This is a genomic window from Acrocarpospora catenulata (assembly GCF_018476525.1).
Taxonomy (GTDB): domain Bacteria; phylum Actinomycetota; class Actinomycetes; order Streptosporangiales; family Streptosporangiaceae; genus Acrocarpospora; species Acrocarpospora catenulata.
On sequence record NZ_JAHCST010000012.1, the window covers coordinates 115,518 to 134,991 of the forward strand.

A 19,474-nucleotide genomic window follows, 5' to 3' on the forward strand; every position below is an offset into this window, starting at 1 on the left:
CCCACCAGTTTGCCACCTTGGCAAGAAGGTTTGCCAGCCGGGCCGGTGGCTCGCAGGCTGGTCGCGGAGGTGGTCGAGATGACCGAACAGCTGCGAAGCGGCTATGACGTGGTGGTGGTCGGCGGCGGCGCCGCCGGGTTGAACGGGGCGCTGATGCTGACGCGGGCACGCCGGTCGGTGGTGGTGATCGACGCGGGCGCACCCCGCAACGCCCCGGCGGAAGGCGTGCACGGGCTGCTGGCCCGGGACGGCATGCCCCCGGCCGAGCTGCTGGAACGCGGCCGGGAGGAGGTTCTCCGCTACGGCGGCCAGGTGGTGTCCGGCGAGGTGGACGCCGCGGCACGCGAGGAGGACGGGTTCGCGGTGACGCTGGCCGACGGCCGGACGGTTCGCGCCCGCCGGTTGCTGGTGGCCACCGGCCTGGTCGACGAGCTGCCGGACCTTCCGGGGCTGCGGGAGCGGTGGGGGCGGGATGTCGTGCACTGCCCGTACTGCCACGGGTGGGAGGTCCGCGACCGGGCCATCGGCGTGCTGTCCAGTGGGCCGATGTCGGTGCACCAGGCGTTGATGTTCCGGCAGTTGAGCGCCGACGTCATCTTCTTCTCCCACACCGCGGCCCCGGCCGGGGAGCAGGCCGAGCAGCTGGCCGCCCGGGGCATCCGGGTGGTGGACGGCGAGGTGGCGGCCGTGGAGATCGCCCAGGACCGCATCACCGGGCTCCGGTTGCGTGACGGTACGGTGGTCGGCCGCGAGGTGGTGGCGGTCGCGTCCCGGCTGGTGGCACGCGCCGACTTCCTGGCGGGCCTCGGGCTGCGGGCGGTCGAGCACGCGAGCGGGACCGGTGAGCACGTCCCGTGCGACGCGACCGGTCGTACCGAGGTGCCGGGGGTGTGGGTCGCGGGCAACGCCACCGACCTGTTCGCCCAGGTCGGCGCGGCGTCGGCGGCGGGTGCCGCCGCCGGTGCCCATATCAACGCCGACCTGGTCGCCGAGGAGACCCGCGAAGCCGTCGCCGCCTACCGGGAGGCGATGCCGGCCGCGGCGGGGGCGTGAGCCGTACTCTCCCGATGCGACGACGATCAGCTGTCCGCGGCGGGGTCGGTGCGGAGGTTGGTGAGCATCCGCTGCAGCATCGCCGTCAGCTGGCCGACCTCGTCGGCGGTGAAGCCGGTCAGTAGCCGGCCGGTCACCCGCCCGAAGATCGGGGGCAGGACGGGGACGAGTGCGCTGCCCTGTTCGGTGAGTTCGATGATGACGGCGCGGCGGTCCTGCGGGTGGCGGCGGCGCTGAAGGAGGCCTTTGTCCTCCAGGCGGTCCAGCAGCTTGGTCATGCCGGCCGTGTCGGTGCCCAGCAGGGCCATCAGCTGGCTCGGGCCGCTGGCCTGCCGGCCCGCGTGCAGCAGCAGGGCCGCCTGCTGGGCCGTGATGCCGTGGGGGGCGAGCTGGCGTTCCAGCGCGGTTCCCAGTTCGCGGCCGACCTGATGGAGGAGTGATCCTCCGCCCAGGACCAACCCGATGGGGAGGCCCTGGGGGTGTCGCGGCTGCTCCGCCTGTCCGTCTGCGTTCACCTGTGCCGTCATCCGCCGATATTACCAGTCACGACCTTTACTGTCGCGACAGTTAACTGCTAGCGTGCGACCGTGACCGACCCCTCAACAGGAAGATCGAATTCGAATGCGTTCCACGTCCTCATCATCGGCGCCGGAATCGGCGGTCTCTGCCTGGCACAGGGCCTGACCCGATCCGGGATCAGCGTCGCGGTGTACGAACGTGACACCTCCGCCGAATTCCGCGACCAGGGCTACCGCATCGGCCTGAAGGAGGCCGGCGCCCAGGCCCTGCACCACTGCCTGCCGCCGCACCTGTTCGACCTCTGCGTGGCCACCTCCATCCGCCAGGCCACCCGGATGGTGTTCACCGACGAGCAACTGACCCCCAAGTTCGCCAAGCCCGTTCCGCCCGTCGAGCCCGGCCAGGCGGGATTCGGCGTCAACCGGCTCACCCTGCGCGAGATCCTGCTGGCGGGCCTGGACGGTGTGGTGCACTTCGGGAAGACCTTCCGCCACTACGAGCAGCTGGCCGACGGCCGGGTCCTCGCCCACTTCGCCGACGGCACGTCGGCCACCGCCGACCTGCTGGTGGGCGCCGACGGCACCAACTCCGCCGTCCGCCGCCAGCTCGTGCCGGACGCGGTCGTCGACGAGCTGCACTGGGCCGTCTACGGCCGGACCCCGATCGCCGACGGCACCCTCGACTGGGTCCCCGACGTGCTGGTCGACACCTTCAACCGGGTCATCGGACCGGCAGGGGCCGCGTTCGCCGTCGCGACCTGCCGCCCACGCGAACCGGTCGCCGCCGCGGCGGCCAGGCTCGCGCCGGGGCTGCGCCTGACCGACCAGCCGGGCTACTTCTCCTGGACGATGCCGCTGCTCGACGACAGCCTGCGCACGGCCGACGCCGCCACGCTGCACCAGGCGGCCCGCGCCATGGTCGACGGGTGGCATCCGGCGGTGCGGCGCCTGATCGCCGAGGCCGACGTCGCCGCGACCTTCCCGGTGTGCATCACCTCGGCACGCCCGGTACCGCCTTGGGACAGCGCGAACACGACGCTGCTGGGCGACGCGATCCACACCATGTCACCCGGCCGCGGCGAGGGCGCCAACATCGCGCTCAAAGACGCCCGCCTCCTGCGGGACGCCCTGACCGAAGTCGCGGCAGGCCGGGTTCCGCTCAGCCAAGCCAAGCAACACTACGAGGCCGAGATGCTCCGCTACGGCTTCGAGGCCGTCGCGGCCTCGCTCCACCAGCCCTTCGCGCCGGCCGCCCGGGGAGGTGCCAAACCGGCCTGACCCGTCCTGGCAGGGCCTCGCCCAGGGTGTCGCGGCCAGGCCATGTACCCCCAGCAGGTTCACCGGGACCGGCGCGTTCTCCGCGAATGTGGTCTTATCCGGTCAATGCGCGGGCCAGGACGAATCCGCATGCGCCCGCGCCCAGGCCGCCGGCCAGGCTGGCCAGCTGGTTGGCGACGGCGGCGAAACGGGCGCCGTCCTGTAGCAGCCGCAGCGTCTCGTAGCTGAAGGTGGAGTACGTGGTCAGCGCGCCGCAGAAGCCGATTCCGGCACCGGCCATCGCCACCTCGCCGGCCGGCAGCGCGGCCAGGAAGCCCAGGAGCGCCGATCCGCCCATGTTCACCGTGAAGGTTCCCCAGGGGAACAAGGTGTCGTGGCGGGCCTGGATGATCCGGTCGGCCAGGTAGCGCAACGGAGCGCCGATGGCGGCGCCGGCGGCCACCAGCGCCACGGTCAGCGGCCCGCTGAGCGTGCCGCTCATTGGGAGCTCCCAGTGGTGCCGCGGCCGACGTAGCGGATCACCTCGACCTCGTCCAGGATCACCATGCCTTCGCTGATCAGCTCATCCAGTTCGGGCAGGAACGCCCGGATCCGATGCGCGGTGTCGACGATGACGATCGCCATCGGCAGGTCCTCCGACAGCGACAGGATGCGCGTGGTGTGGATGTGGCTGGAGGCGCCATAGCCCTCCACGCCGCGGAACACGCTCGCCCCGGCCAGGCCCGCCGCGTGCGCGCGGTGCACGATCTCGTGATACAGCGGCTTGTGGTGCCAGACATCGGTCTCGCCGACGAACACGGTCAGCCGCAGCGCGGCCCCTTCCAGCTTCAAAGCCTGCTCCTTTCGCCACGGCGGCCCGACAGCGCCCGGGTCGCCGCGCTGCCGGCCCAGACGGCGGCCAGCGCCAGGATCGGAGTCGCGGCCAGGTACGCCAGCGCGGCACGGGCCTGCCCGCCGATCACCATCTGGCCGATGTCCACCACGTAGGTGGAGAAGGTGGTGAAACCGCCCAGCACGCCCACGCCCAGCAGCGGCCGTACCCACCCCGGAACCGACCAGACTTCGGTGATGGCCGTCATGAGCACCCCGATCAGCAGGCACCCGCTGAGGTTGACGGCCAGCGTGACCCATGGGAACCCCGCGGGCGGGTGCGGGAAGGCCAGACCCAGCCCGTAGCGGGCCAGCGCCCCCGCCATGCCACCCAGCGCGACCATCGCCAGGGTCGACCACGGCGCGCGACGCAACTCAGCCCGCTGGGCCGGCACTCGCAGATCGATATCGGGGTCGACAGGAGGCTCAGACACCTCGATCCTTCCTACCAGCAGCGCAACATCATCTCTGGTAGGGACCGTTGGCGGCCGGACGCCGCGGTTACCCGCCGCCGCCCGGCGGCGAGGCGGTGGGCCCCACCACCGCACACCTGCCGCCCACTATATCGATCGGAAAATCCGCGGGCGGTCAGCGCAGGGTGGGGATGTCGCCGCCGTCGGCCCAGGTGACGGTGACGCCGTGCAGGCCGTCCAGCCAGGGGGCGGTGAGCTCGGCGAGCTCGCTCCGGCCGGGCGGGGTACGGCCCAAGCCGATCGCGTAGCGGGATGTTTCCGGAGTGGACTGGTACGGGCGGGGCCAGGCGTGACAGTCGGCGACGCCCGCGTCCTCCAGGGCGGTGAGCAGGGCCCGCACGCGCCCCCGGAACCGGCCGGGGTCGCCGGTCACCTCGACCACGGCCCAGGCCCGGTGGCGCCGGTGCATCGGCGGAGGCGCGAGCAACCGGTCGAGGTCGCCGGATTCGGCGATCTCCCAGGCCGTATACAGCTCCTGGGTCAGCAGGTCCCGTCCTCCGGCGCCGACCTGTTCGGTGCAGAGCCGTACCGGCGCGCTCGGTGTGAGGATCGCGACCGGCGCCTCGAACCTCTCCCGCACCGTCCCGTGAAGATCGACCGGCGTGCGCCAGTCCCAGGCGGCCCAGTCGCCGAAGAAGCGCCCGGTCAGCTCCTCGGGGGAAACATCGCCCGCCTCCCGGACGGTCAGGGCCGCCAGCACGGTCCAGGCCAGCCCGGGCAGCCCCCCGAACGGGGCGGAGTCCAGACCGCGCGCCCGCGCCCAGCCCTTGACCTGCCGGGCCAGCCGGGTGAAGGCCGCCGGCCGGTCGGCCACCGCCGCCAGTACGGCGTCCGCGTCGCTGACCGCGCTCAACGCCACCGCCGCAGCCTCCCCCAACCGGGTACGGCAGGCCACCGCCTCCCCGGGATCGAGGTCGCCGGAACCCACCACGACCAGATCCACCGGCAGGCCTCCGGCCCGCAACCGCAGCCCGGGCACCCGTGCGCCGACCACCTGCCGCACCCCTGCCACCCCGGGCAGGGCGGCCACCCGGGAGGCGACCTCGGCCGGGTCCGGGCTTCCGGGCAGCACCAGCACCAGATCCAGGTCGGCCCCGGGTGGCGCGCACTCCATCCGCCGGGACCCGGCCACGTGCACCACCCCTTCGGGGACGGCCGCGCGTAGTTGTCCGGCGATGTCCGGCGCGGGGTCGGGGCGCGGCGGGGCGGGCGGGTCGTCGTGCCAGGTCAGTTCGCCGGTGCCGAGGGTGATCGTGGCGCGGGGTCGCATGGGTTCCCCGCCCCGGCGGGAGAGCAGGGTCAGTTCGCCGACGTGCGCGGACATGCCGGGCAGGCGGGGGGAAAGGTCGGCGATGAGCCGGTCGGGGGTGCGGGTCTTGGCCACGGTGAGGTGCGGGAGGCCGGCCCGGCAGCGGGGGAAGGCGCGCTGGAGGGTGTCGCGGAGCCGGGTCCAGGGTTCGGGGTCGCCGGCGGCGGGGTCGAGCCAGACGGTGGAGGTGTCGCGGTGGCGGAAGGCGTACAGGCCCTGGAGGGTGGCGGGGAACGGCGGGAGGGTCGCGGCGGCGGACAGCAGCGGGGCCGCCTGTTCGAAGGCGGCTTCGGGGACGAAGCCGAAGAGCAGGTTGACGTGCGGGGGCCAGCGGTCGAAGGACGGGTCGTGCCGGTGGCGGATCTCCTGGAGGGCGGGCCAGAGGCCGGCCGGGGGGATCCAGGCCAGGGCGGTCCGGGCGGTGGGGTGGAGGTCGAGCACCGGCCCGAGGCTGGCTTGTCCGGAAATTTCGACGCATAGGCCGTAGTGGTCGGAGAGGAAGAGGCCGTCCGGGGTGGCCGGGACGGTTCCCAGGAGGGTGGCGGTGGCCGGGTGGCGGCCGCGCAGGAGCACCCGGTCCAGGCGGCTCGGGCGGCCGGTCAGGGAGGCGAGGGCGGCCAGCGGGTTGGCCCGCGGATCGAAGGTGGGGGTCTGGTCGCCGGGGCCGTGCACCTCGCTCCAGGCGTCGCGCAGCCCGAGCGTCAGGGCGGGCGTGCCGGTGCCGTCGTTGAAGTCGCCGGCCAGGACCACCGGAACGTCGAGGTCGGCCAGCGCCTGGGCGAGCGCGGCGAGCTCGGTCTCCCGCCGGGCGGCGCCGTTGTCGGTGTGGTCGCTGGTGAGATGGGTGGCGGCGATCACCACCTGCCCTTCCGCGGTCTCGGCGGTGATCGCGGTGACGGCCTTGTGCGGGCCGAGGACCAGGGTGCCCACCTCGCGTACGGGCAGGCGGCTGAGGATCAGCAGGCCGAACTCGGTGGCGTCCAGGGTGGTGACGGAGTAGCGGGCGCGCACCCAGGGGGCGGCCAGGAGCATCGCGAGCAGCTCGTTCTCGACCTCCTGGAGGGCGATGACGTCGGCGTCGGCTACTTCCAGGGCGGTCAGCAGCAGCGGCCTGCGGCGGGCGGTGTGGACGCGGTCGGCGTCGTACCGGTCCCAGAGGGTGTTCCAGGTGAGCACGCGCAGGGTCCCAGCCTGCCCGGTCGTGCCCGGCCGCCAGCCTCCGGCGGGGTCCCAGGCGTACGGGGTGCCCGGCGTGAAGTGCGGGGCGCGCAGCAGGCGCGGGTCGCGGGCGAGACCGGCGTCGGCGACCGCGTCGAGGCCGGTGGCCCGGTCCCACACCAGCTCGCCGTCGGCCTCGACGAACATGATGCGATGCCAGGGAATGTCCCCGCCCGGCACGAACGCCGGCAACGGCACCCGCTTGGGCGCGGCCCCGCGCACGTTGATCCCCAGCACGAACCTGGACGGGTCGAAACGCGGATCCCAGCGGATCCAGTGGTAGACCTCCTCGCTGGTGCGCACCTCAGCCCCCGTCCCGGTCCTGCACGGCGCCGTCGTCGCCGAGGTACCAGGTGCGATGCCCCTCGCCCGGATAGGGCGGGTCGAACCGGCGCAGCTGCGCGTCCAGCACCCCGGCCGGCACCGGATCGGCGCGTACGGCGTTGCGCCTGGCCAGGGTCTCCTCCGGCACCAAAGCGACCGCGTGGGTGATCAGCGCGTCCCGGCCGCGGGCCACCGCCTGTACCAGGGAGCGCTGGTGCCGGTTGAGCGCGGTGGCGTCCCAGACGACCGTGCCGCCCTCGGCCAGCAGGGCGTCCAGCCGGCGCAGTCCCTCGTTGAGCACGGCCGGGTTGTCCCGCTGGTTGGCGCGCGAGCCCCGCTCGCCGCGCAGGTCGTCCAGGGAGACCACCCGGGGGAAGCGCCGGGCGAATGTGCTCTTGCCGCTGCCCGACGGCCCGACCGTGATGATCACCTGCGGGAAGTCGCCCGACCGCCAGCGCCAGGTCAGCGCGATCGCCTCCGCGGCACTGAAGACCTTCCCCCGCGCGTACGCCTCCCGCGCCTCGCCCCAGCACCGGTCGGCGGCCTCGGGTGAGCCCGGCCCGGCCGAAAGCAGGCCGGTGCGCAGCTCGTGCAACGGCCTCTCCCCGAGCAGCCCTTCCTCCTCGGCGTGCAGTTGCGCCCATTCGACCGGCTCGCGGGGGCCGGGCCCGGCCAGCGCCACCGCGTGCAGCACCCCGAGGTCGGCCGCCGCGCAGTACCGGATGAGCGTGCCGCGGATGCTCTCCTCCGGGAGTGGCCTGGCCAGCGTCGGGGCGAGCCCGACCAGGTCGGCGACCCGGCGGGCCAGCGCCATCCCGAGCGGCGCGACCAGTTGGGGGCCCAGCCGGGATCGGTGCCGGTCGGCCAGCAGGACGGCGAGCACTCCCGCCAGGCGGGCGTCTCCGGTCCGGCCGATCTGGTCCAGACGTGCGGCGACCTCCGCGACCCGGCTTTCCGCGGATTCGCCGGTCAGGCCGATGGCCTTTTCCAGGGCGGGGATGTCGGGGGTGGCGCCGGAGCGGGTGTCCCAGAGGGCGGCGGCCGGGCTGAGGCCGTTCTCGACGACGGGGCCGAGCATCCAGTGCCGGTCGGTCCGCACGTGGCGGGGGCGCACCCATTTGGCGACCAGGGCGGGGAACTCGGCGCGGGTGAAGGCTGCGGCCGGGCGCACGACGTACCCTTCCTGGCGGCCGACATCCAGCCGCAGGGCCCGGATGGCGCGTTCGTCGAAGACGCCCCGCCAGAGCACCGGCGGCACCGGCAGGCCCAGCCGCCGGGTGAAGTCCACGGTGGCGTCCCAGTCCAGGCAGAGGTCGCCGTTCCAGACGGAGAAGGCGGAGAACCAGCTGTCCAGCGACGGGTAGGCGATGGAGTGGCGGGCGTAGAGGTTCTCGCCGCAGATCCGCCAGCCGTCGGGGATGAACCGGGCGATCCTGCCGTGCAGCGCCTTCAGCCAGGCCCGGGATGGGTGGTGGCCCGAATCCAGGGAACGGGCGTGCAGGCCGTCGCCGTACAGGGTGGTGTTCTCGCCGTCGAGTTTCTCGGTGACCACAACCTCGCGCCCGGCCAGCCCGGCGACCCCCTCAGCCCGTACGTCATCCGCCGACAGGCCCGGTGACCAGGGCAGATGCGGGGTACGGGGGTAGTGGACGCGCATGATCCCCCCTTGATCGACCTTGCGGCGAATCTAACGGGCAGGCCGACAGGGTTCCACCGAAATATCCTGCGGCGACCTGCCGCGGGGCGGCCCCTACGCCCCGTGCTCGACCGGCTGGAACGCGACGGCCGGCTGATCTCCGGAATGCCGCTCCGGAGCCACCCCGCGGGCGGGTAGCTCCCCGCCCGCGCCACGATCTCCTACGCGGCCCGGCGGAGCACCCCCCGCCGCCGCAGCTCGGGCAGCACGCCCTCGCCGAACCAGTACGCCTCCTCCAGGTGCGGGTACCCCGACAGCACGAACTCCTCGATGCCGAGCGCGGCGTACTCCTCGATCAGGTCGGCCACCTCGGCGTGGCTGCCGACCAGCGCAGTCCCGGCCCCGCCGCGGACCAGGCCGACCCCCGCCCACAGGCCGGGGTGCACCTCCAGGTCGCGGGCCTTGCCGGTGGTGAACCCGGCGTGCAGGGCGAGCATGCGCTGCTGGCCGACCGAGGAGCTCTGCGCCAGCAGTTTGCGGGCCAGGGCGATGTCCTGCGGCGGGATGCGCTCCAGCAGGCGGCCGGCCTCGTCCCAGGCGTCGGCCGAGCGGTCGCGGGTGATCACGTGCAGGCGGATGCCGAAGCGGAGCCTGCGGCCCTGCTCGGCGGCCAGGGCGCGGACCCAGGCCAGCTTCTCGGCCACCTGGGCGGGCGGCTCCCCCCAGGTCAGGTAGACGTCGGCGTGCTTGGCCGCGACCGGCCCGGCCGCCGCCGAGCTGCCGCCGAAGTACAGCTCGGGGACGGGGTCGGGCGCCTCGGCGACCCGGGCGTCCTCCACCTCGAAGTAGTTGCCGGTGAAGTCGAAGGAGCCCCGCCAGGCACCGCGGACGATGGTCAGGAACTCGCCGGTGCGCAGGTAGCGCTCGTCCTTGCCGAGGTGGTCGCCGAAGCGGCGCTGCTCGGCCTCCTCGCCGCCGGTGACCACGTTGAGCAGCAGCCGCCCGCCGGAGACGCGCTGGTAGGTGGCGGCCATCTGGGCGGCCAGGGTGGGGGAGAGCAGGCCGGGCCGGAAGGCCACCAGGAACTTCAGCCGGGTGGTCACCTGGGTGAGGGCGGCGGTGACCAGCCAGGCGTCCTCGCAGTAGGTGCCGGTCGGGGTGAGCACCGCCTCGAAGCCGAGCTGTTCGGCGGCGCGGGCGATCTGCCCGAGGTAGTCCACGCTCGGCGGCCGGTAGACGGCCTCGCCGTGGCTGCGGCCGAGGCCGTGGCCGCCGCCGACGATGGAGCGGCCGTCGCCGGTGGTGGGCAGGAACCAGTGGAACCGGAGCGCGCTCACCGGCCACGCCCTCCTCGCACTGGAGGGAGATCGCGATCGCGGCCGGGAGGAGGATCGACAACGGACATAGGCGTACCTCGCTGGAGCAGGGCGGCTTTACTCCGAAGATTACCCATATTTCCTACCAAGTCAATGGGTAATCTCAGGTATTACCCGTTCCATCGGGTCTGATCACCTGAACTCGGGCATACCGATGTCCTGACCACGGGGGATGCGGGGAGCTCGGAATGCGGCCGACGGGATGGCGGGCGGAAGCGGCGGACGACGGACGGGAAGCGCCGCTGGTGCGCCGCCGCGCGCTACTGGGCTGGCCGGCCGCGCTGGCCTGCGGACCGGCGCTGACCGGGTGCGGCGCGCCCGACTTCGTCACCGTCGGCGCCACCTCACCGGCACCTGACCCGTCACCTTCGGCCGAGGAGATCGAGCCGGTCACCCCGCCGGAGGACCTCATGCGCGAGCACGGCGTGCTCAAGCGCATCCTGCTCATCTACCGGGAGGGGATCCGGCGGATCGAGGGCGGCCAACCGGTCCCGGCACAGGCGCTGCACGCCGGGGCGTACCTGATCCGCACCTTCATCGAGGAGTACCACGAGCACCTGGAAGAGAAGTACGTCTTCCCGGCCCTGGTCAAGGCCGGCAAGCTCACCGGCACCGTCCAGATCCTGATCCAGCAGCACGACCGCGGACGCACGCTGACCGCCCGCATCCTGAACGCCACCGGCACCACCCCGGCGCCGACGCCCTCCGCCCGGGCCCGCGGCGCCCTGGTCGCCGACATGGCCGCCTTCATCCGGATGTACGAACCGCACGAGGCGCGCGAGGACACCGTCGTCTTCCCCGCCCTGCGCGAGGTCGTCACGCTCAGACAGTTCGCCGAGATGGGCGAGATCTTCGAGGACGAGGAACACCGCCGCTTCGGCACCGCCGGCTTCACCGGCATCGTCAACCAGGTGGCCGACATCGAGAAGAGCCTGGGCATCTACGACCTGGCCCAGTTCACACCCCGGACATGACCGGGCCACGGCCGGGCGCGCGCGGCAACCGTTCGGTCAGCGCCGCGTCACACCTTCCCCGGCGCGGCCACCGGGCCGCGTCCGGTGGGTATGTCCGTTTCGCCTAGTTGTTGTGCGACGAATGTACGACGAAGGAGGCGGACCATGGCCGGATGGACGGGCGCCGAACTCACCGCGATCGGAGACGCCGACGAGGTGCAGATCGAGTCGCTGCGCCGCGACGACATGCTGACCAAACCGGTGACCATCTGGGTCGTCCGCCTGGAGGACGACCTGTACGTCCGCTGCATGAACGGCCCCGACGGCGCCTGGTACCGCGCCACCCGCTCCCGCGGCCAGGGCCGCATCCACACCGCCGGCGTCGGCAGGGACGTCGCCTTCGCCGACGCCGACCCCGCCCTGGGAGACCGGATCGACGGCGCCTACCGCGACAAGTACGCCCGCTACGGCCCCCAGTACGTCGACCCCGTCACCAGCCCGCAGGCCCGGCAGGCCACCATCCGGCTCCTGCCACGCTGACCCTCACCAAAGGTTCGCGGGGCCGCCCAAGGGGGGTCAGCGGACGACGGGCCCCCGCTGGAATCTCGAGCGCGCCCACAGGTAGCCCGCCAGGCCGAGCCCGGCGCACCAGGCCAGGGCCAGGACGGGGCTGTTGCCGTACGGGGTGCCCATGAGCAGGCCGCGCAGGGTCTCGATGATCGGGGTGAAGGGCTGGTACTCGGCGAACCACCGCAGCCCGCCCGGCATCGACTCCGGCGGGACGATGGCGCTGCCGAGGAAGGGCAGGAACTGGAACGGCAGCGGGATGTTGCTGGCCGACTCGGGGTTCCTGGCGATCAGCCCCACCCCGGCGGCCAGCCAGGTCAGCGCGAAGGTAAGCAGGGTCAGCAGGCCGAAGGCGGCCAGCCACTCCAGCGCGGTGGCGTCGGGCCGGAAGCCCATCGCCAGCGCGACCGCCACCACCAGCACCACGCTGGTCATGGTCTGGATCACCCCGCCGACCACGTGGCCGGTCAGGAAGGAGGCCCGGGAGATCGCCATGGTGCGGAACCGGTTGACGATGCCCTCGGTCAGGTCGGAGCTGACCCCGACCGCGGTGCCCACGCCGCCGGAGGCGACCGACATCAGGATGATGCCGGGCGCGATGTAGTCGATGTACTTGACGGAGCCGTCGCCGATGCCGGCGCCGAGCGCGCCGCCGAAGGCGTAGTTGAACAGCAGCAGGATGATGACGGGCATCACCAGGGTGGAGAAGGTCATCGCCGGGTAGCGCCGCGCGTGCAGCAGGTTGCGGCGCAGCATGGTCGCCGAGTCGCTGACGGCGTAGGACAGGCTGGTCATCGGAGGCCTTCTTTCTCAAGAGCGCCGCTGTGGGGTCGTCCGGTCAGGGTGAGGAACACCTCGTCCAGGTCGGGGGAGTGCACGGTGAGCTCCTCGGCCTGCACGGCGGCCCGGTCCAGCACGTCCAGGACCGCGCGCAGGGCGGGGACGCCGCCGTTGCCGGGGATGCGCAGGGTGAGCGTCTCGGCGTCGGTGGCGGCCTGGTCGAACAGGGCGGCGGCCGAGGCCAGCCGGTCGGCGTCGGCGAAGGACAGCCGGATGTGGTGGCCGGGGATGCGCCGCTTGAGCTCCTGCGGGGTGCCCTCGGCGACCAGCTTCCCGTGGTCCAGCACGGCGACGCGGTCGGCCAGCTGGTCGGCCTCCTCCAGATACTGGGTGGTCAGGAAGATGGTCACCCCCCGGCCGGTGACCAGGTCGCGGATGATCTCCCACATGACGCGGCGGCTGCGCGGGTCCAGACCGGTGGTGGGCTCGTCCAGGAAGATCACCCGCGGGTCGCCGATCAGGGTCATCGCCAGGTCGAGCTTGCGCCGCATGCCGCCGGAGAGGGTGAGCGCGGTCCCGCCGGCCGCCTCGGCCAGGTCGAAGCGGCGCAGCAGTTCGGCGGCGCGGCGGCGGCCCTCCCGGCGCGGCAGGTGGTTCAGGTCCGCCATCAGCAGCAGGTTCTCTTCGGCGGTGAGCAGGTTGTCCACCGCGGCGAACTGGCCGGTGACGCCGATCGCCTCCCGTACGGCCTCGCCGTCGTGGGCCACGTCGTGCCCGGCCACCGCGGCCCGGCCGCCGTCGGCGGGGATGAGGGTGGACAGGATCTGCACGGTGGTGGTCTTCCCGGCGCCGTTGGGGCCGAGCAGAGCGAAGATGCTGCCCTGGGGGATGGCCAGGTCCAGGCCGTCGAGCACGACCTTGTCCCCGTACGATTTCGTCAGGCCGGTGGCGGTGATCGCCATGGTTGCCATGGTCATGGCGGTGTCCCTTCGGTGGGGCGGCGGATGATGATGTCGCCGACGGCGCTGCGGGCGTGCACCTGGACGGTCTCGGCCTCGGGGCCGGGGTCGCCGGTGGCGGTGAGGAAGTTGCGCAGGGCGCCGTAGCGGGAGTGCACGTCCAGCCAGGCGGCGGCCGGTGGGCGGACGCCGACGTCGATGTCGCCGGTGGTGGTCTCCAGCACCAGGCGGCCGCGGGCGGCCTCGGCGACGCGGATGCCGCCGTTGGCGGTCTTGGCCTCCACCCCGGCGTGGGCGGCGCCGATGTGGATGTGGCCGTTGGCGGAGCGGGCGTCGACCGGGCCGCGGGCCAGGTCGACGGTGATGCGGCCGTTGGAGGAGTTGGCGCGCAGCCCGGCTGCGGCCTCGCCGACGGCGGTGTCGCCGTTGAGGTTCTTGATGACGGCCAGGCCGCCGACGGCGGTGAGGGTGATCTGCCCGGCGGCGGTGAGCTCGGCGGGCCCGCTCACCCGGGTGACGCGGATGTCGCCGTGGCCGGTGCGCAGTTCGGCGGTCTCGGCCTGGCCGAGCTGGATGTCGCCGAGCGAGGCCTTGATCCGGCATTCGCCGTACTGGCCCTGGCAGCGGAAGTCGCCCATGGGGGCCTCGGCTCGGATATGTGATCCGGCGGGCAGTTCGACGCTGATGTCCAGGGCACCGACGCGGCCGAACAGGCCGCGCTTGCGGGGGCCTTTGACCAGCAGGCGGCCGTCGGCGTAGCTGACCTTGGTCTGCTGGACGGCCTGCACGTCGAGGTCCTTGGCGCCGTCGGCGGGCAGCACCTCGACGGTGGCGGCGGCGCGGTCGCCGGTGGTGATGTGGGCGGCGCCGACGTCGAACTCCAGGGTGAGGGTGATCGGGCCGGGGGTGTCGAATGTGGGCATGGCGGTGCCGTCCTCAGGGCTGTGTCATGGCTGTGCCGAAGTGATGCCGGGATGGTGCCCATATGGCACCGCATGGGTCAGCTGACCCAGCCGGTGAAGCCGTGGCCGCGGCGGCCGCCGGTGGGGCGCTCGCGGGGTTCCAGGGCGGTGGCCACGGCCCGAACCAGCCAGGCGTTGACCGACAGGCCCTCCTGCCCGGCGGCCTCCTCGACCCGGGCCTTGAGGTGGGCGGGCAGCCGGAAGTTGATCCGCGCCGCCCCGCCGTCCCCGTCCTCGGCGGGCGCCGGAGCGGGGGGACGACTCTCGCCGTACGGTTCCGGGGCCGGCGGCGGGTTGTTCACCACGAACTCGGGGTCGACGCCGCGCAGCCGTACGTCGACGGAGCCGGGCGCCAGGTCGCGGGTCACCTCGTCCATGGCGGCCGACAGCGCGCCCAGCAGGGTCAGCCGGACGGCCGACTCCAGGGGCGCGGTCAGCCGCTCGGCCAGGGCACGGGCCTGCTCGCCGCCCGCCTCCGCGGCGAGCGCGAGTTCGTGCCGGAGGTTGTCGACATACGGCGTGAGATCCATGGCACCACTATGGCACATCCATGGCATCATGAATAGCCACTATTGGCACCACTGGCACATGGCACGCGAGCCTTCCCACAACCGAACACTCCCGGCGCAAAAGGTCGAGGGTCGGTAAAACGACAGCTCATCTGCCTTGACCGGGGGTACATCGAGTGGGTGCGGGACATCCGGGCAGGGGCCAAGGATGCTGGGCGGGTGGACCTTGGACCCTGGGATCGGTGGCCGGTGTTGTCGATCCTCAAGGTGACGGGTCCGGACAAGGGGAGACGATGACATGGCCGATGATGTGACCGAATCGATCGTTGTCGGCGTGGACGGTTCGCCCGGTGCGACCGAGGCGGTGTTGTGGGCCGCCGACGAGGCCGCGCGCAGGCACCTGCCGCTGCGCATCGTCCACGTGCTCGAATTCTGGCCGTACGACATCTCCAAGTTCCCCCCAGAGGTCCCCGAGGCGGTGGCCGAGGCCGCCGAGCGGATCCTCGCGGAGGCCGAGACCGTCGCGCGTGAGCACCGGCCGGAAATCCGGACGAGCACCGAAGTGCTGAAGGGAGTGCCGGCCAAGGTCCTGCGCGAGCAGGTGACGCCCCGCTCCGAACTGGTGCTCGGCTGCCGTGGCCTGGGCGGTTTCGCCGGGACCCTGCTGGGGTCGGTGAGCACGCACGTGGCCGGGCAGGCGCACGGCCCCGTCGTCGTGGTGCGCCCGGACGGGGAAGCGCGGACGGACGGCAACCATGGCGACGTCGTGGTGGGCGTCGACGACTCCGAGGAGTGCGAGCCGGCGCTCGCCTACGCCTTCGAGCAGGCCCGCCTGCGCGGCGCCCGGATCCGGGCCGTGTACGCCTGGCAACTGCTCGCCGGCCCGTACGGCGCGGCCATGGCCTACGCGCCGTCCTCGGTCTGGGACATGGCAGAGGTCAGGCGCGACCGGGAGGAGACGGCCGCGGCCAAGCTCGCGCCGTGGCGGAGGAAGTTCCCCGAGGTCGAGGTGTCGCTGGAGGTGCCGTGCGCGCACCCGGTGGACGCTCTCACCGAGGCGTCCACCGGGGCTGCGCTGCTCGTGGTCGGTTCCCACGGCCGAGGCGCGATCGGCTCGGTCGTGCTCGGCTCGGTCAGCCGCGCCGTGCTGCATCACGCTCACTGCCCGGTGGCGGTGATCCGATCATGAAAGCCGGTGGCACGCTGGTCGGCCTGATCACAGTGATCGATCTGCTCACCGCGCTCGCCGGACGCCATCCCGGCCGGAGGACGGCGGGCCGCGGTGCCGGTCCCGCACTGTTCCGGCTCCAGCCGGTCCTCCCTCCGGAAGATCAGCCCTGACTCACCTGCTCCCCACTGACCTTGGGTCTCGCGTGGAGTTCATCGGGCACCCGCCGAAGATCTCACGATCGTCAGGGCGGCGAGATCGGCGACGGCCCTCCTCGACGCGGAGCTCGAACACAGGCTCGAACACAGGCTCGCTCACTATTCCCTGCCGCTGGCCACCTACCTGCGTGTTTCCCCGAATTGACGATTTGCTGCCTTTGTCGTCAACAGCCGGGACTTACCTGACCGGAGCCTCGGTCACCGCGACGCTTCCGAACCCACGTAGGCCGCCAGGTGCTCGCCGGTGAGGGTGGCGCGGGCGGCGACGAGGTCGGCCGGGGTGCCCTCGAAGACGATCCGGCCGCCGTCGTGGCCGGCGCCGGGGCCGAGGTCGATGATCCAGTCGGCGTGCGCCATGACCGCCTGGTGGTGCTCGATGACGATGACCGACTTGCCGGAGTCGACGAGCCGGTCGAGCAGGCCGAGCAACTGCTCGACGTCGGCAAGGTGCAGACCGGTGGTCGGCTCGTCCAGGACGTAGACGCCGCCCTTGTCGGCCATGTGGGTGGCCAGCTTGAGCCGCTGCCGCTCGCCGCCGGACAGCGTGGTGAGCGGCTGGCCGAGGCTGAGGTAGCCGAGCCCGACGTCGGCGAGCCGGTCGAGGATGGCGTGCGCGGCCGGCGTACGCGCCTCACCGGCGCCGAAGAACTCCCTGGCCTCGATCACCGACATCGCCAGCACCTCGCTGATGTCACGCCCGCCGAGGTGGTACTCCAGCACCGACGCATCGAACCGCTTGCCCTCGCACTCCTCGCAGGTGGTGGCGACGCCGGCCATCATCGCCAGGTCGGTGTAGATGACGCCGGCGCCGTTGCAGTTGGGGCAGGCGCCCTCGGAGTTGGCGCTGAACAGCGCCGGCTTCACGCCGTTGGCCTTCGCGAACGCCTTGCGGATCGGCTCGAGCAGCCCGGTGTAGGTCGCCGGGTTGCTCCGCCGCGAGCCGCGGATCGCGCTCTGGTCGACCGACACCACACCCTCCCGGGCGGGGATCGACCCGTGCACGAGCGAGCTCTTGCCGGAACCGGCGACGCCGGTGACGACGACGAGCACCCCGAGGGGGATGTCGACGTCGACGTTGTTCAGGTTGTGCCTGGTCGCGCCGCGGATCTCCAGCCGGCCGGCCGGCGTCCGCACCGTCTCCTTGAGGGAGGCGCGGTCGTCCAGGTGGCGGCCGGTGATGGTGCCGCTGGCCCGCAGCCCCTCGACGGTGCCCTGGAAGCAGACGGTGCCGCCCGCCGTACCGGCGCCGGGGCCGAGGTCGACGACGTGGTCGGCGATCGCGATCGCCTCCGGCTTGTGCTCCACGACCAGCACCGTGTTGCCCTTGTCCCGCAGCCGCAGCAGCAGGTCGTTCATCCGCTGGATGTCATGGGGGTGCAGGCCGATGGTGGGCTCGTCGAAGACGTAGGTGACGTCGGTGAGCGAGGAGCCGAGGTGGCGGATCATCTTGACCCGCTGCGCCTCGCCGCCCGACAGCGTGCCCGCCGGCCGCTCCAGCGACAGGTAGCCCAGACCGATCTCCACGAACGACTCCAGGGTGTGCCGCAGTCCGGCCAGCAGCGGCGCCACCGACGGCTCGTCGAGGCCGCGGACCCATTCGGCCAGGTCGCTGATCTGCATCGCGCAGGCGTCGGCGATGCTGATCCCCTTGATCTTGGAGGACCTGGCCGCCTCGCTGAGCCGGGTGCCGCCGCACTCGGGGCACGCGGTGAAGGTGACCGCCCGCTCCACGAACGCCCGGATGTGCGGCTGCATCGCCTCCTTGTCCTTGGACAGCATCGACTTCTGGATCTTGGGGACCAGCCCCTCGTAGGTGAGGTTCACGCCCTCGACCTTCACCTTGGTCGGCTCCTTGTAGAGGAAGTCGTGCATCTCCTGCTTGGTGTACTCGCGGATCGGCTTCTTCGGGTCGAGGAAGCCCGACTCGGCGTAGATCCGCACGGTCCAGAAGTTGTCGGTCCGGTAGCCGGGGACGGTGATCGCGCCCTCGGCGATCGACTTGTCGTCGTCGAACAGCTGGGTGAGGTCGATGTCGGAGACCCTGCCGCGGCCTTCGCAGCGCGTACACATGCCGCCCATGCGGGTGAAGGTCTGCTTGACGGCCTTGGCGGCGCCGCGTTCGACCGTGATCGCGCCGCTCGCCCTGACCGTGGGGACGTTGAAGGAGAAGGCGTTGGGCGAGCCGATGTGCGGCTGCCCGAGCCGGCTGAACAGGATGCGCAGCATCGCGTTGGTGTCGGTGGCGGTCCCGACGGTGGAGCGGGGGTCGGCGCCCATCCGCTGCTGGTCGACGATGATCGCGGTCGTCAGCCCGTCGAGCACGTCGACCTCGGGCCGCGCCAGCGTCGGCATGAAGCCCTGCACGAAGGCGCTGTAGGTCTCGTTGATCAGCCGCTGCGACTCCGCGGCGATCGTGCTGAACACCAGAGAGCTCTTGCCCGAGCCCGAGACACCGGTGAACACCGTCAGCCTGCGCTTGGGGAGCTCGATGCTGACGTCCTTGAGGTTGTTCTCGCGTGCGCCGTGCACGCGGATCAGATCGTGGTTGTCGGCAACGTGCGGCGCGGGCGACTGCGTGTCCGTGCTCGTGGCCATGCTCATCATGTCTCCATCTGTCGGGCGGGATCAGTTGGGCGGGCCCGCCTTCGCGGTCTCCGTCGGCGTCGCTTGATCCAACCAGCTTCGAGCAGTACGTCTGGTTTCTTTCGTCGCCGCGGTCGCGGCAACAGCCCACTGTCTACCCGATCGGGGGTGTTCGCGGTGGGGGAGCAGCTCGGGGACCTCGCCCCAGGGGTTTGGACGCCGGTGGCCGCCCGGCGGCCACCGGCGTCGTGTCCGGACTCCTGCACGGTGCCGTCTGTGCAGGTCGTGCCTGTGATCGCTGGACGGTTCAGCGCAGCTGCTGGATACGGATCATGTTGCCCGCGGGGTCGCGGACGGCGCAGTCGCGGATCCCGTACGGCTGCTCGGTCGGCTCCTGGACGACGTCGGCGTCGCCGGCCTGCAGCCGCTCGAAGGTGCCGTCGAGGTCCTTGGTGGCCAGGATGATGCCGCCGTAGGTGCCCTTGGCCATCATCTCGACGATGATGCGGCGCTCGTCGTCGGTGATGCCGGGGTCGACGCCCGGCGGGTGCAGCACGATGGAGGTGCCGGGCTGGTCGGCGGGGCCGACCGTGATCCAGCGCATCCCGCCGTATCCGACGTCGTTGCGGACCTCGAAGCCGAGGGTGTCGCGGTAGAAGGCCAGGGCGGCGTCCGGGTCGTCCTGCGGGAGGAAACTCGCGTGAATGGTGATGTCCATGC

The 19,474-nt window shown here is 72.3% G+C and carries 19 protein-coding genes; 6 read left to right on the forward strand and 13 right to left on the reverse strand.

All coding sequences use genetic code 11. The features are described 5' to 3' along the window. The first annotated feature begins 78 nt into the window (after positions 1-78). Complete coding sequence (locus tag KIP79_RS15090; RefSeq protein WP_214105421.1) at positions 79-1,053, forward strand: NAD(P)/FAD-dependent oxidoreductase; 975 nt, start codon at positions 79-81, stop codon at positions 1,051-1,053. 26 nt (positions 1,054-1,079) lie between these two features. On the opposite strand, the gene KIP79_RS15095 is transcribed toward KIP79_RS15090, so the two are convergent. Then, positions 1,080-1,580 (reverse strand): MarR family winged helix-turn-helix transcriptional regulator, encoded by a 501-nt coding sequence (locus KIP79_RS15095; protein WP_214105422.1) that lies wholly within the window; start codon positions 1,578-1,580, stop codon positions 1,080-1,082. Positions 1,581-1,640: 60 nt separating this feature from the next. Here KIP79_RS15095 and KIP79_RS49440 point away from each other — a divergent pair, with 60 nt between their 5' ends. After that, complete coding sequence (locus tag KIP79_RS49440; protein ID WP_214105423.1) at positions 1,641-2,849, forward strand: FAD-dependent oxidoreductase; 1,209 nt, start codon at positions 1,641-1,643, stop codon at positions 2,847-2,849. A 94-nt stretch (positions 2,850-2,943) separates the two neighbouring features. Here KIP79_RS49440 and crcB read toward each other — a convergent pair whose 3' ends face one another. The 6 genes from crcB to KIP79_RS15130 all read right to left on the reverse strand — a co-directional run bounded on the left by crcB (position 2,944) and on the right by KIP79_RS15130 (position 10,016). Beyond that, positions 2,944-3,330 carry a fluoride efflux transporter CrcB gene (gene crcB / locus KIP79_RS15105; protein ID WP_372453580.1) on the reverse strand — a complete coding sequence of 129 codons (387 nt, stop codon included), beginning with the start codon at positions 3,328-3,330 and terminating at the stop codon, positions 2,944-2,946. After that, positions 3,327-3,680: a DUF190 domain-containing protein gene (locus KIP79_RS15110; protein ID WP_214105424.1), complete on the reverse strand. Its 354-nt coding sequence runs from the start codon at positions 3,678-3,680 to the stop codon at positions 3,327-3,329. Before KIP79_RS15110 ends, crcB begins: the two co-directional genes overlap by 4 nt. Continuing rightward, on the reverse strand, positions 3,677-4,153 hold the full coding sequence (locus tag KIP79_RS15115; protein WP_308169732.1) for a fluoride efflux transporter FluC: 477 nt from the start codon (positions 4,151-4,153) through the stop codon (positions 3,677-3,679). The genes KIP79_RS15110 and KIP79_RS15115 overlap by 4 nt, the downstream gene beginning before the upstream one ends. A 154-nt stretch (positions 4,154-4,307) precedes the next feature. Continuing rightward, positions 4,308-7,022 (reverse strand): RNA repair domain-containing protein, encoded by a 2,715-nt coding sequence (locus KIP79_RS15120; RefSeq protein WP_214105425.1) that lies wholly within the window; start codon positions 7,020-7,022, stop codon positions 4,308-4,310. 1 nt (position 7,023) lies between these two features. Next, entirely contained in the window at positions 7,024-8,700 is a 1,677-nt protein-coding gene (locus KIP79_RS15125; protein WP_214105426.1) for an RNA ligase family protein, read from the reverse strand. A 200-nt stretch (positions 8,701-8,900) separates the two neighbouring features. Continuing rightward, complete coding sequence (locus KIP79_RS15130) at positions 8,901-10,016, reverse strand: LLM class flavin-dependent oxidoreductase (protein WP_214105427.1); 1,116 nt, start codon at positions 10,014-10,016, stop codon at positions 8,901-8,903. Between the two features lie 227 nt (positions 10,017-10,243). Between KIP79_RS15130 and KIP79_RS15135 the strand changes: the two genes are divergently transcribed. Next, positions 10,244-11,029: a hemerythrin domain-containing protein gene (locus KIP79_RS15135; protein ID WP_214105428.1), complete on the forward strand. Its 786-nt coding sequence runs from the start codon at positions 10,244-10,246 to the stop codon at positions 11,027-11,029. A gap of 144 nt (positions 11,030-11,173) precedes the next feature. Next, entirely contained in the window at positions 11,174-11,548 is a 375-nt protein-coding gene (locus tag KIP79_RS15140; protein WP_214105429.1) for a DUF2255 family protein, read from the forward strand. A 36-nt stretch (positions 11,549-11,584) separates the two neighbouring features. On the opposite strand, the gene KIP79_RS15145 is transcribed toward KIP79_RS15140, so the two are convergent. The 4 genes from KIP79_RS15145 to KIP79_RS15160 form a co-directional block, all read right to left on the reverse strand. Then, entirely contained in the window at positions 11,585-12,370 is a 786-nt protein-coding gene (locus KIP79_RS15145; protein WP_214105430.1) for an ABC transporter permease, read from the reverse strand. Beyond that, positions 12,367-13,326, reverse strand: coding sequence for an ATP-binding cassette domain-containing protein (locus KIP79_RS15150; protein WP_214105529.1), 960 nt, complete (start codon positions 13,324-13,326; stop codon positions 12,367-12,369). Before KIP79_RS15150 ends, KIP79_RS15145 begins: the two co-directional genes overlap by 4 nt. A 2-nt stretch (positions 13,327-13,328) precedes the next feature. After that, complete coding sequence (locus KIP79_RS15155) at positions 13,329-14,237, reverse strand: DUF4097 family beta strand repeat-containing protein (protein ID WP_214105431.1); 909 nt, start codon at positions 14,235-14,237, stop codon at positions 13,329-13,331. Between the two features lie 77 nt (positions 14,238-14,314). Continuing rightward, positions 14,315-14,806, reverse strand: a complete 492-nt coding sequence (locus KIP79_RS15160) for a hypothetical protein (RefSeq protein WP_214105432.1) — start codon at positions 14,804-14,806, stop codon at positions 14,315-14,317. 277 nt (positions 14,807-15,083) lie between these two features. Between KIP79_RS15160 and KIP79_RS15165 the strand changes: the two genes are divergently transcribed. Together KIP79_RS15165 and KIP79_RS15170 are read left to right on the forward strand one after the other, a co-directional pair. Beyond that, positions 15,084-15,974: a universal stress protein gene (locus KIP79_RS15165; RefSeq protein ID WP_250213255.1), complete on the forward strand. Its 891-nt coding sequence runs from the start codon at positions 15,084-15,086 to the stop codon at positions 15,972-15,974. After that, positions 15,971-16,126 carry a hypothetical protein gene (locus KIP79_RS15170; RefSeq protein ID WP_214105433.1) on the forward strand — a complete coding sequence of 52 codons (156 nt, stop codon included), beginning with the start codon at positions 15,971-15,973 and terminating at the stop codon, positions 16,124-16,126. Before KIP79_RS15165 ends, KIP79_RS15170 begins: the two co-directional genes overlap by 4 nt. A gap of 243 nt (positions 16,127-16,369) precedes the next feature. On the opposite strand, the gene KIP79_RS15175 is transcribed toward KIP79_RS15170, so the two are convergent. Then, a complete protein-coding gene (locus KIP79_RS15175; RefSeq protein WP_214105434.1) occupies positions 16,370-18,766 on the reverse strand; it encodes an ATP-binding cassette domain-containing protein in 2,397 nt (798 codons plus the stop codon). Between the two features lie 295 nt (positions 18,767-19,061). Continuing rightward, positions 19,062-19,472 carry a VOC family protein gene (locus KIP79_RS15180; protein WP_214105435.1) on the reverse strand — a complete coding sequence of 137 codons (411 nt, stop codon included), beginning with the start codon at positions 19,470-19,472 and terminating at the stop codon, positions 19,062-19,064. Positions 19,473-19,474 lie beyond the last annotated feature (2 nt).

Coding starts and splice junctions, on each gene's coding strand:
- KIP79_RS15090 (WP_214105421.1), top strand. CDS start 79: ATGACCGAACAGCTGCGAAGCGGCTATGACGTGGTGGTGGTCGGCGGC.
- KIP79_RS15095 (WP_214105422.1), bottom strand. CDS start 1,580: ATGACGGCACAGGTGAACGCAGACGGACAGGCGGAGCAGCCGCGACAC.
- crcB (WP_372453580.1), bottom strand. CDS start 3,330: ATGAGCGGCACGCTCAGCGGGCCGCTGACCGTGGCGCTGGTGGCCGCC.
- KIP79_RS15125 (WP_214105426.1), bottom strand. CDS start 8,700: ATGCGCGTCCACTACCCCCGTACCCCGCATCTGCCCTGGTCACCGGGC.
- KIP79_RS15135 (WP_214105428.1), top strand. CDS start 10,244: ATGCGGCCGACGGGATGGCGGGCGGAAGCGGCGGACGACGGACGGGAA.
- KIP79_RS15140 (WP_214105429.1), top strand. CDS start 11,174: ATGGCCGGATGGACGGGCGCCGAACTCACCGCGATCGGAGACGCCGAC.
- KIP79_RS15145 (WP_214105430.1), bottom strand. CDS start 12,370: ATGACCAGCCTGTCCTACGCCGTCAGCGACTCGGCGACCATGCTGCGC.
- KIP79_RS15150 (WP_214105529.1), bottom strand. CDS start 13,326: ATGGCAACCATGGCGATCACCGCCACCGGCCTGACGAAATCGTACGGG.
- KIP79_RS15155 (WP_214105431.1), bottom strand. CDS start 14,237: ATGCCCACATTCGACACCCCCGGCCCGATCACCCTCACCCTGGAGTTC.
- KIP79_RS15160 (WP_214105432.1), bottom strand. CDS start 14,806: ATGGATCTCACGCCGTATGTCGACAACCTCCGGCACGAACTCGCGCTC.
- KIP79_RS15165 (WP_250213255.1), top strand. CDS start 15,084: ATGGCCGATGATGTGACCGAATCGATCGTTGTCGGCGTGGACGGTTCG.
- KIP79_RS15170 (WP_214105433.1), top strand. CDS start 15,971: ATGAAAGCCGGTGGCACGCTGGTCGGCCTGATCACAGTGATCGATCTG.
- KIP79_RS15175 (WP_214105434.1), bottom strand. CDS start 18,766: ATGGCCACGAGCACGGACACGCAGTCGCCCGCGCCGCACGTTGCCGAC.
- KIP79_RS15180 (WP_214105435.1), bottom strand. CDS start 19,472: ATGGACATCACCATTCACGCGAGTTTCCTCCCGCAGGACGACCCGGAC.